The sequence below is a fragment of the Streptomyces sp. E11-3 genome (genome assembly GCF_046540415.1).
Taxonomy (GTDB): domain Bacteria; phylum Actinomycetota; class Actinomycetes; order Streptomycetales; family Streptomycetaceae; genus Streptomyces.
Genome location: NZ_JAZGRL010000001.1, coordinates 2,574,385 through 2,584,396 on the forward strand (window position 1 = coordinate 2,574,385; position 10,012 = coordinate 2,584,396).

The 10,012-nt window shown below is 71.6% G+C and carries 10 protein-coding genes and 1 pseudogene; 5 read left to right on the forward strand and 6 right to left on the reverse strand.

Features of this window, described 5'->3' with window-relative positions:
• Positions 1 to 363 (reverse strand): DivIVA domain-containing protein (locus U9R90_RS11540; protein WP_411056333.1); only part of this gene is annotated, 363 nt, incomplete at its 3' end.
• Between the two features lie 98 nt (positions 364 to 461).
• On the opposite strand from U9R90_RS11540, the gene folP reads away from it, so the two are divergent.
• The gene (gene folP, locus U9R90_RS11545; protein WP_411056334.1) at positions 462 to 1,331 is read left to right on the forward strand and encodes a dihydropteroate synthase; all 870 of its coding nucleotides are present in this window, start codon (positions 462 to 464) and stop codon (positions 1,329 to 1,331) included.
• A 117-nt stretch (positions 1,332 to 1,448) separates the two neighbouring features.
• Here the strand turns inward: folP and U9R90_RS11550 are convergent, their stop codons facing one another.
• Positions 1,449 to 2,204, reverse strand: a complete 756-nt coding sequence (locus U9R90_RS11550) for a TIGR00730 family Rossman fold protein (protein ID WP_411056335.1) — start codon at positions 2,202 to 2,204, stop codon at positions 1,449 to 1,451.
• 154 nt (positions 2,205 to 2,358) lie between these two features.
• Positions 2,359 to 3,438, reverse strand: coding sequence for a succinyl-diaminopimelate desuccinylase (gene dapE / locus U9R90_RS11555; RefSeq protein WP_411056336.1), 1,080 nt, complete (start codon positions 3,436 to 3,438; stop codon positions 2,359 to 2,361).
• 64 nt (positions 3,439 to 3,502) lie between these two features.
• Here dapE and U9R90_RS11560 point away from each other — a divergent pair, with 64 nt between their 5' ends.
• On the forward strand, positions 3,503 to 4,480 hold the full coding sequence (locus U9R90_RS11560; RefSeq protein ID WP_411056338.1) for a heavy metal transporter: 978 nt from the start codon (positions 3,503 to 3,505) through the stop codon (positions 4,478 to 4,480).
• A 277-nt stretch (positions 4,481 to 4,757) separates the two neighbouring features.
• Positions 4,758 to 5,255 carry an ATP-binding protein gene (locus U9R90_RS11565; protein ID WP_411056339.1) on the forward strand — a complete coding sequence of 166 codons (498 nt, stop codon included), beginning with the start codon at positions 4,758 to 4,760 and terminating at the stop codon, positions 5,253 to 5,255.
• 74 nt (positions 5,256 to 5,329) lie between these two features.
• Here U9R90_RS11565 and U9R90_RS11570 read toward each other — a convergent pair whose 3' ends face one another.
• Both U9R90_RS11570 and fdxA read right to left on the reverse strand, forming a co-directional pair.
• Positions 5,330 to 6,424, reverse strand: coding sequence for a bifunctional succinyldiaminopimelate transaminase/glutamate-prephenate aminotransferase (locus U9R90_RS11570; protein WP_411057714.1), 1,095 nt, complete (start codon positions 6,422 to 6,424; stop codon positions 5,330 to 5,332).
• Positions 6,425 to 6,538: 114 nt separating this feature from the next.
• Positions 6,539 to 6,859, reverse strand: a complete 321-nt coding sequence (gene fdxA, locus U9R90_RS11575) for a ferredoxin (RefSeq protein ID WP_411056340.1) — start codon at positions 6,857 to 6,859, stop codon at positions 6,539 to 6,541.
• Positions 6,860 to 6,999: 140 nt separating this feature from the next.
• Between fdxA and U9R90_RS11580 the strand changes: the two genes are divergently transcribed.
• Together U9R90_RS11580 and U9R90_RS11585 are read left to right on the forward strand one after the other, a co-directional pair.
• A complete protein-coding gene (locus U9R90_RS11580) occupies positions 7,000 to 8,031 on the forward strand; it encodes a GNAT family N-acetyltransferase (RefSeq protein ID WP_411056341.1) in 1,032 nt (343 codons plus the stop codon).
• A gap of 55 nt (positions 8,032 to 8,086) precedes the next feature.
• The gene (locus tag U9R90_RS11585; RefSeq protein WP_411056342.1) at positions 8,087 to 8,917 is read left to right on the forward strand and encodes a tetratricopeptide repeat protein; all 831 of its coding nucleotides are present in this window, start codon (positions 8,087 to 8,089) and stop codon (positions 8,915 to 8,917) included.
• Between the two features lie 108 nt (positions 8,918 to 9,025).
• Here U9R90_RS11585 and U9R90_RS11590 read toward each other — a convergent pair.
• Positions 9,026 to 10,012 (reverse strand): annotated as a pseudogene (locus U9R90_RS11590) (hypothetical protein); the annotation flags it as partial.

The following is a 10,012-nucleotide window of genomic DNA, read 5'->3' on the forward strand; positions in this document are numbered from 1 at the left end:
GCCGGGGACCGCGTCCTGTGGGGGGTAGTCCTTGAAGAGGTCCGGGCCGCTGACCGCGGTGGCCTGGGAACCGGCCAGCGCCGCCTCAAGCTCGGCGATCCTGGCGTCCCGCTCGGCCAGTTCCGCACCGAGGCGGGCGAGCGCGTCGTCCACATCCGCCATGCGGTAGCCGCGGACGACCATCGGCAGGCGCAGCGCCTGCACATCGACCCAGCCGACCGGGCGGTCCGCGGGCAGCGGGTCCGCGACACGCTCGGGCTCCGCGTCCGGGAGCGGCGCCGAGTCGCCGCCGCCCAGCACGGCCAGGGTGACCGCGGCGACCACCACCACGAGCGCGATAAGCAGGAACCAGAACACGACCATCTCCCCGGAGCGCGCCACTTTCAACTGTTCGGTCCGATCGTGCCATGCGGCACCGACAGTTAAGGTCACAGGCGACCGATGCGAGGAGGAACCAGGGGATGCACAGCCCGCTGCGGCTCGGACGGCGCGAGTTCGACGCGCAGGAGCCCGTGATCATGGCGATCGTCAACCGGACCCCGGACTCCTTCTACGACCAGGGCGCCACCTTCCGCGACGAGCCCGCGCTCGCCCGCGTGGAGCAGGCGGTGTCAGAGGGTGCGGCCATCATCGATATCGGTGGGGTCAAGGCCGGTCCGGGTGAGGAGGTGACGGCCGAGGAGGAGGCACGGCGTACGGTCGGGTTCGTCGCCGAGGTGCGCAGGCGGCACCCGGACGTGGTGATCAGCGTCGACACCTGGCGGCACGAGGTCGGCGAGGCGGTCTGCGAGGCCGGGGCCGATCTGCTGAACGACGCGTGGGGCGGGGTCGACCCGCGGCTCGCGGAGGTCGCGGCGCGCCACGGGGTGGGTCTGGTGTGCACTCATGCGGGGGGCACGGAGCCGCGGACACGGCCGCATCGGGTCACGTACGAGGATGTGATGGCCGACATCCTGCGGGTGACGCTGGGGCTGGCCGAGCGGGCCGTGTCGCTGGGGGTGCCGCGGGAGTCCGTACTGATCGATCCGGGGCATGACTTCGGGAAGAACACGCGGCACAGCCTGGAGGCGACGCGGCGGCTGGACGAGATGGTGTCCACGGGGTGGCCCGTGTTGGTCTCGTTGTCCAACAAGGACTTCGTCGGGGAGTCGCTGGACAAGCCCGTCAAGGAGCGGGTGGTGGGGACGCTCGCCACGACGGCGGTGTCGGCGTGGCTCGGGGCGCGGGTGTATCGCGTGCACGAGGTGGCCGAGACTCGGCAGGTCCTGGACATGGTCGCGTCCATCCAGGGGCATCGGCCGCCGGCGGTGGCGCGGCGAGGACTGGCCTGACGGGAGGAGTGGGAGCTGGGGTCAGAGATGTGGCCCCCACCCCGCCCCTTCCCGAAAGGCCTCAGTCGCCGGCCAGGCTCCAAACGATGTCCTCAAACGCCGGACGGGCTGAATTCGCTAGCGCCCGACCTCCTTCGTCACCAACGAAACCGCCTCCTCCACGTCGTCCGTGACGTGGAAGAGCAGGAGGTCGTGCGCCGAGGCCTTGCCCTGCGCGACCACCGAGTCGCGGAGCCAGTCGACCAGGCCGCCCCAGTAGTCCGTGCCGAACAGCACGATCGGGAAGCGGGTGACCTTGCGGGTCTGGACCAGGGTGAGGGCCTCGAAGAGCTCGTCCAGGGTGCCGAGGCCGCCGGGCAGGACCACGAACCCCTGCGCGTACTTCACGAACATCGTCTTGCGGACGAAGAAGTAGCGGAAGTTGACCCCGATGTCGACATGCGGGTTGAGGCCCTGCTCGAAGGGGAGCTCGATGCCGAGGCCGACCGAGATCCCCCTGGCCTCCCGCGCCCCCTTGTTCGCCGCCTCCATCGCGCCCGGACCGCCGCCCGTGATCACCGCGAACCCGGCCTCCACGAGCGCCTTGCCGAGCCGCACGCCGCTCTCGTACTCGGGTGAGCCAGGTGCCGTACGCGCGGAGCCGAAGACGCTGATCGCGCTGGGGAGTTCGGCGAGGGCGCCGAAGCCCTCGACGAACTCCGACTGGATCCGCATCACCCGCCAGGGATCGGTGTGCAGCCACTCCGAGTCGCCACCGCCCTCGGAGTCGAGCAAACGCTGGTCCGTGGTGCCAGGCGTGACTTGTCCGCGCCGCCGCACCACAGGACCGAGGTACTGCTCCTCCGGCGGCCCCTGTGCTTCTGGACTGCCCATGAAGATCCCCTTCCGCTGACGGTCTTGGTTCAGCGTAGGTCGGCGGAAGTGAGGAGGAAGGGAATTACGGGAAGCCAGGGGGTGACGGGCATGCCCGCAAGAGACCAGCAGCGACCAGCGCAGAGCACCGGGGATCAGCGGGGACCAGCGGAGATCAGGACGTCAGCCAGCCGCGCAGCCGCTGCTCGGCGACCGGGATGTCCGCGACCCGTACCCGCTCGTCCACCTTGTGCGCGAGCAGCGGTTCCCCCGGGCTGTAGTTCACCGCGGGCACGCCGAGCGCGCTGAACCGCGACACGTCCGTCCAACCGAACTTGGGCCGCGCCTCGCCGCCGACGGCCGCCATGAACGCCTGGGCGGCCGGGTGGGTGAGGCCGGGCCTGGCCCCGCCCGTGTGGTCGTCGACGATGAACTCGTCGATCTCGCAGTCCGCGAAGTAGTCCCGGACGAAGGCGAGCGCCTCCTCCTCGCTCCGGTCGGGGGCGTAGCGGAAGTTGACGGTCACGGTGCAGGAGTCCGGGATGACGTTGGTGGCGACGCCGCCCTCGATCCCCACGGCGTTGAGTCCTTCGTGGTACTGGAGCCCGTCCACGACCGGCTTGCGCGGTTCGTACGCCGCGAGCTTCGCCAGGATCGGCGCGGCCGTGTGGATAGCGTTGGAGCCCATCCAGGCACGCGCGGAGTGCGAGCGCTCCCCCTTGGTGCGCAGCAGCACCCGCAGCGTGCCCTGGCAGCCGCCCTCGACCTGGTTGTCCGTCGGCTCCAGGAGGACCGCGAAGTCGCCCGCCAGCCAGTCGGGGTGGGCTTCGGCGACATGGCCCAGGCCGTTGAGGTGCGCGGCGACCTCTTCGTTGTCGTAGAAGACGAAGGTCAGGTCGCGGTTGGGGGTGGGGACGGTCGCGGCGATACGGAGCTGAACGGCGACCCCGGCCTTCATGTCGCAGGTGCCGCAGCCCCAGAGCATGCCGTCCTCGTCGAGCCGGGACGGGACGTTGCCGGCGATCGGCACGGTGTCGATGTGCCCGGCGAGGATCACCCGCTCGGCGCGGCCCAGGTTCGTACGGGCCACCACGTTGTTGCCGTGGCGGTCGACCGTGAGATGCGGCAGGGCGCGCAGCGCGACCTCGATCGCGTCGGCGAGGGGCTTCTCCTGGCCGCTCTCGGAGGGGAAGTCGACGAGCTGCGCGGTGAGTCGCGCGGCATCCAGCGTGAGGTCAAGCGAGGTGTCGGGCATGGTTTCGACCCTAGCCTTCCCCGCGTGGCAGTGAGCTTTTGGCCGCATCCCGGACTCCAGTACGGTGGGCCGCGTGTCCAAGCAGCCCTCCTCTTCCATCGGGCGCGGCCGCCTCCTGAGGATCGGGGCGGCCGTCGCCGTGCTGCTGGCGCTCGCGGGCTATCTGGCGGCCCAGTACGCGGGCGGCGGCAAGCCTGCCCCACGGTGCGTCGTCGTGTCCGCCGCCGGTGACGGCGCGACCTACGAGTTCGGGGTCGACCAGGCGGTGAACGCCGCGACGATCTCGGCGGTGGGCACCTCGCGCGGGATGCCGGAGCGCGCCGTGACGATCGCGCTGGCGACCGCGCTGCAGGAGTCCGGGCTGCGGAACATCGACTTCGGGGACCGGGACTCGCTCGGCCTCTTCCAGCAGCGTCCCTCGCAGGGTTGGGGCACCAGGAAGCAGATCATGGACCCGGCGTATTCGGCCGGGGAGTTCTACAAGCACCTGGCGAAGATTCCGGGTTACACGCAGTTGCCGCTGACGGACGCCGCACAGCGGGTGCAGCGCAGCGGCTTCCCGCAGGCGTACGCCAAGCACGAGCCGGACGCCACCCTGCTGGCCGCGGCCCTGACCGGCCGGGCCGCCGCCTCGCTCACCTGCGGCGTGAACGCGGGCTCGGGCAGCGGCGACGCGGAGCGCGTCCGTGCGGCGCTGGTCCGCGACTTCGGGCGGGACGTACTGCCGCGCACCGGGGCGGTCGACGACGGCAAGGGCGGCGGCGCGGGTGCGGCGGGCGGGGACGCCGGGCCTGCCGGGCCCTCGCACACCGTGGCCGTTCCGGTGTCCGCGGCGGACCGGGACGGCGGCGTGCGGCGCGGCTGGGAAGTGGCGCAGTGGGCGGTGGCGCAGTCGTCCGTGCTGCACGTCGAGCGGGTCGCGTACGCGGGCCGGGAGTGGACCGGCGACGATTCCGGGCAGAAGTGGCGCAAGGTGAAGGCGCGGGCGGAAGCGGATGCGCGGGACGGGACCGACGAGGTCCTGATCGTCATGGCCCGGTAGTGCGGCCCTTCCCTCGATAGGGGGACGCCGATCACGCAGGGACGACGTTTCGTCGTGCTTTTGGCGCGCCTCGGCCGCGGTCGGTCAGGACCCTTGAAAACACCGGGCTATGCGGATTCCCGGGCATGCGAGACGCACTCCGTTTGTCCGTTTTTATCCGTAGGTGATGATGTGATGCATTGCCAACTCTTTACGTTGCCTTACCGCAACCTTCGGAGATCTCGAGCGGTAGTCACGGCGTCCGTACGCCAATGTTCTCTCCGTCCAAAGGAGCATCATGTCCCTCCCCCTGACCCGTCGGATCGCCCGTGCCGCGCTGCTTGTCGCAGCGGGAGCGGTGCCCGCGGTCGGTGCGGCCGGCTCCGCAAGCGCCGTCGAACTCCCGGACACCTCCAACCTCGGCGGGCTGACCCAGCTGGACGGCGCCGCCGACACCCTCGACGGCGCGACCCAGAATGTCACCGAGATGGCGGGCGAGGCCGGTGGCAACGCCGTCAAGAAGGCCGCCCCCACCGCGGGCAAGACCGGCGGCAAGGCCGTGACGACCGCCGCGCCCGTAGCGCAGCGGGCGGCCGGTGACGTCGCGGGCAGCACCGGCGAGATGCTCGGTGAGACCGGGGAGACCGCGGCCAAGGGCGGGCTCATGGGCGGCCTGCCCACCGGTGGACTGCCCACGGACTCGGTGACCGGTGGCGGTCTGCCCACCGACGCGGTGGGCGGCGGCCTGCCCGCTGCCGACCAGCTGCCGCTGAAGGGCGGCCTGCCGCTCGGCTGAGCCGTACGCGCGCGTGGAGCGGGCCCGGGAGTACCTGACTCCCGGGCCCGCTCCGTCTGTGCGTACGGGTACCGCTACCCCAGGCGTTCGACCGCCGCCGCGACCCGCTCGTCCGTGGCCGTGAAGGCCACCCGTACGAACCGCTCCCCCGCCGGGCCGTAGAAGTCCCCCGGAGCCACCAGCACGCCCCGCTCGGCGAGATGGGCCACGGTGTCCCAGCAGGACTCGTCGCGGGTCGCCCACAGATACAGGCTCGCCTCGCTGTGCTCGATACGGAAGCCGTGCTTCAGCAGGGCATCGCGCAGGGCGCCGCGACGGGCCGCGTACCGGGCGCGCTGCTCGGCGACGTGGGCGTCGTCCCCGAGGGCCGCGATCGTGGCGGCCTGCACCGGGGCGGGCGTCATCATCCCGCCGTGCTTGCGGATCTGGAGCAGCTCGCCGAGCACGGCCGCGTCGCCGGCGAGGAACGCGGCGCGGTAACCGGCCAGGTTGGAGCGCTTGGAGAGCGAGTGGACGGACACCAGACCCTCGTACGAGCCGCCACAGACGTCCGGGTGCAGCACCGAGACCGGCTCGGCCTCCCAGCCCAGCTCCAGGTAGCACTCGTCCGAGACGACCAGGATGCCGTGCTCGCGCGCCCAGGCCAAGATGCGGATCAGCTCGTCCTTGGCCAGGACCCGACCGGTGGGGTTGGAGGGCGAGTTGAGCCAGAGGAGCTTCAGTCCGTCCGGGTCGAGCTCGGTGGGGTCCTCGTAGGAGACGTAGTCGGCGCGGGCGAGCCGGGCGCCGACCTCGTACGTGGGGTAGGCCAGCCGCGGATAGGCGACCCGGTCACCCAGGCCGAGGCCGAGCTGGGTCGGCAGCCAGGCCACCAGCTCCTTGGAGCCGACGACCGGCAGGACGTTCTGGTGCACGAGTCCGCGGGCCCCGAGCCGGCGCCCGCACCAGCCCGTGATCGCGTCTCGCAGCTCCGCCGTGCCCCACACCGTCGGATAGCCCGGCGAGTCCGCGGCCGCGACCAGCGCCTTCTGAATCAGCTCGGGCACCGGGTCCACGGGCGTACCGACCGAGAGGTCGACGATGCCCTGCGGGTGGGCGGCGGCGGTGGCCTTGTACGGCTCGAGCTTGTCCCAGGGGAAGACCGGCAGGCGGTCGGAGACCGCGGACACAGGGGACACAGGGGGCAACTTTCTCGTGTCGGGCGTACGTTCGGAGGATGCGGAAACGCCTCGGTCCCGTACGGCGGTGGGTGCCGTACGGGACCGAGGCGGCGCGAACAGCCGTTACTGGTTCTGCGGCGGCAGCGCGGCGATGAACGAGTGATCCTTCTCGATCAGGCCGAGCTTGCTGGCACCACCGGGCGAACCGAGCTCGTCGAAGAATTCGACGTTCGCCTTGTAGTAGTCCTTCCACTCTTCAGGAGTGTCGTCTTCGTAGAAGATCGCCTCGACCGGGCAAACCGGCTCACAGGCACCACAGTCGACGCATTCGTCCGGGTGGATGTACAAGGACCGCTGGCCCTCGTAAATGCAATCGACCGGGCACTCCTCGATGCACGCCTTGTCCTTGACGTCGACACAAGGCTGCGCGATGACGTAGGTCACGCTGTCGTTCCTCCTCGGTAGGGCGCCGGCGGGCCTCCTCAGGCTCCGCCGCCTGGCGCGCGGGAGCGCGGCGTCGTCGATGCCCGCACCTAGTATCTCCGTTCCTGGCCATGATCCGAACAGGAGGGGTGGACCAAGCTGTGGAAATCATCGGAGGCGGCCGCCTCGAAGTCCACATTACCGCTGCTGACGTGGGCAAACGTGTCTCAGTGCGATGCTTGAGCGGGAGTGGAGAAGCGGGCGGGAGGTTCACCGACACGGTTGGTGTTCTCACATCGTGGGACAGCGGTGTGCTGTTCATCACACGAAGGTCCGGGGACAGCGTCCGGATCGTGGAATCGACGTTGGTGGCCGGGAAGGTCGTGCCCGCCGCCCCGGCACGGCGGCGGGGCCCCGCCGCCTCCTTCGCCGAGCTGGCGCGGGTCACCGCGCGGGGGTGGCAGCCGGTGGAACACGAGCGGCTCGGGGAGTGGGAGCTGCGGGCCGCGTCCGGCTTCACCCGGCGAGCCAATTCGGTACTGCCGCTCGGTGATCCGGGAGTGCCGCTGGACGACGCACTGGATCGGGTACGTGCCTGGTACGCAGCACGGGGCTTGCCCCCGTACGCCCAGGTCGGCACCGGAGCCGAGGGCGCGCAGGAACTGCTCGGCGCGGAGCTGGAGCGACGCGGGTGGATACGTGAGGTGAGCTCCGAGGTCCGGGTCGGCGGGCTCGCCGCGGTCGGTGACCTGGACAGCCCCGCCGTGGCGCGCGTACGGCTGTCGCGGTCGGCCGACGAGGGGTGGCTGCGGCGGTACCAGCGGTTCGGGACGTCTCAGACGCCTCAGGCGGTGGTGACGAAGGTGCTGGAGAGCGGGCCTTCGGTGTGGTTCGCGTCCGTGCCGGACGAGACGGGCGAGGTTCCGGCGGCGATCGGGCGGTGCGTGGTCGACGGCCGGTGGGCCGGGTTCATGGCGGTCGAGGTGGCGCCCGAGCAGCGACGTCAGGGGCTGGCCACGGCGGTCATGGCGGCGCTCGCCCGGCAGGCGCTGGCCGAGGGCGCGTCGGCGGCATGGCTCCAGGTGGAGTCGGACAACACGGGGGCCCTGGGGCTGTACGAGGGGATGGGCTTCGCGCCCCATCACCGCTACCACCACTACCGGGCGCCGGTGGACGCGCCCACTGTGTCCTAGTCCCGGTCGGCTGAGCCCGGGCCTAGCGATCGCACGGAGAGGGCACCAAGGACGTATGCATCCCCCATCGCCCGCGCGACGGCAGCGGTTCGCCGAGGAAGCCAGGTCCGAGCGGCCGGACCTGGCGCTGCTCTGTCTGCTGGTGGGCGCGGAGGCGGACCCGGCACTCGACGAGGCGGGGATCGACGCGGCGCAGATCGAGCTGGACCGGCTCGCCGGGCTGCTGCCGTTCCGGCCCGGTGGGCCCCAGGCGTGGGCGCAGGCGGTCGGTGAGCTGCTCGGCGCGCGCTGCGGCTTCGGGGGCTCCCCGGCCGACTACCAGCGCCTTGAGTCGTCGCTGCTGCACGCGGTGCTGCGGCGGCGGCGCGGGCTGCCGATCCTGCTGTCCGTGGTGTGGCTCGAGGTCGCGCGGCGGGCGGGGGCGCCGGTGTACGGCGTTGCCCTGCCGGGGCACTTCGTGGTCGGGTTCGGGCCCGCCGACGACCAGGTGCTCGCCGACCCCTTCGACCGGGGGCGGGTGCTCTCGGGCGGCGACGCGGAACTGCTGGTGGCGGGGGCCACCGGGGCGCCGCTCGACCCGTCGATGCTGCACCCCGCGGACCCGCTGGACATCGTGCTGCGCATCCTGAACAACATCCGCGCCTGGGCCGCGGCCCGCCCCGAGCGCTCCGACGTGTCGCTGTGGGCGGTGGACCTCTCGCTGCTGCTGCCCGCGCATCCCGCGCGACTGCGCTACGAGCGGGCCCAGTTGCTGGTCCAGCGCGGGGAGTTCCGTACGGGTGCGGAGGAGTTGGACGCGTACGCGGATGTGGTGGACGCGGTCGACACCACGGCGGCCGAACGCATCCGGCGGCAGGCGCTGGCGGCGCGGGCGATGCTCAACTGACGGGCGGACGGGCGGAGCGGACGCCCGCCACTTCGCGGACCGCCCCCCTCCGGCAGAAAACCGCCCCTTCGGCAGGAGGGTGCCGAAGGGGCGGTGGTCTGCGGCCGGTCAGCTCGGGTTCGTCGGGATGGTGACGATCCGCTCCTGAGGCGTCTTGCCGACCAGGGCCTGCCCCGCGGCGGCGGCCACCTCCTGCGGGCTGAGCTGCTTCTTGCTGCCGTCGCCCTTGGTGACCAGTACGCCGTCGAAGGTGGTGCCGTACAGCTCCTGGAGCGCCTCCAGGTCGTACTTCGGCGTGAGCTTGCCGGCCTTGTCCGCGACCACGCTCACGAACAAGGGGATCGACTTCTCCGGGCTGAACGACACCGTCGCCCCGGTGTCGGTACGTACCGTGATCAGTCCGGACATCGCGGGCTCGGCGAACGCCTTCATCATCCGGTCGACCTCGGCCTTGGTGACCTTGGGGTCCGTGGTCGCGACGGGGAGCTCGACCGGCCGCGTCATACCGGTCTCCACCTGGGTGCGGTAGGCCGCGTCCACGGCGGCGACGGCGCCCTGGATGTTCACCGTGTTGCCGGGCTTGCCGTAGACGGGAACGGCCTTGCCCGCCTGGAACTTGATACCGCCGTCGTTCGACGAGCTCTGGCCGCCGACGACCCGCTCCAGCGCGTCCGCCAGCTTCTCCTCGTCGGTCGGCATCTCCGGTTCCACGGACCGCTCGCCGCCGAACAGGGAGCCGATCACCGACACGGGGTTGTAGTCGCTGACCGCCGCCTTACGCACGGTGGCCTGGTCGTCGAGGCTGAGGCCCGCCTGCGCGGGCGTCAGCTCGGCCTTCTCACCGTCCACGGACAGCACGACCGGCTGCGTCGCCCGCTTGCCGAGCGCGGCGTCCAGCTTCTTGACGGCCTCGTCGTGGGTGCCGCCGCCGATGTCGACGCCGAGCACGGTGGTGCCCTTCGGCACGTCCGAGTGGTTCATCAGCAGACCGGCGCCGTAGAGGCCACCGGTGATGACGACCACGCCGACCCCGGCGAGCATCAGCTTGCTGCGGCCCTTCTTCTTGGGGGCCTGGGCGGCGGGCGCGGGGGCGGG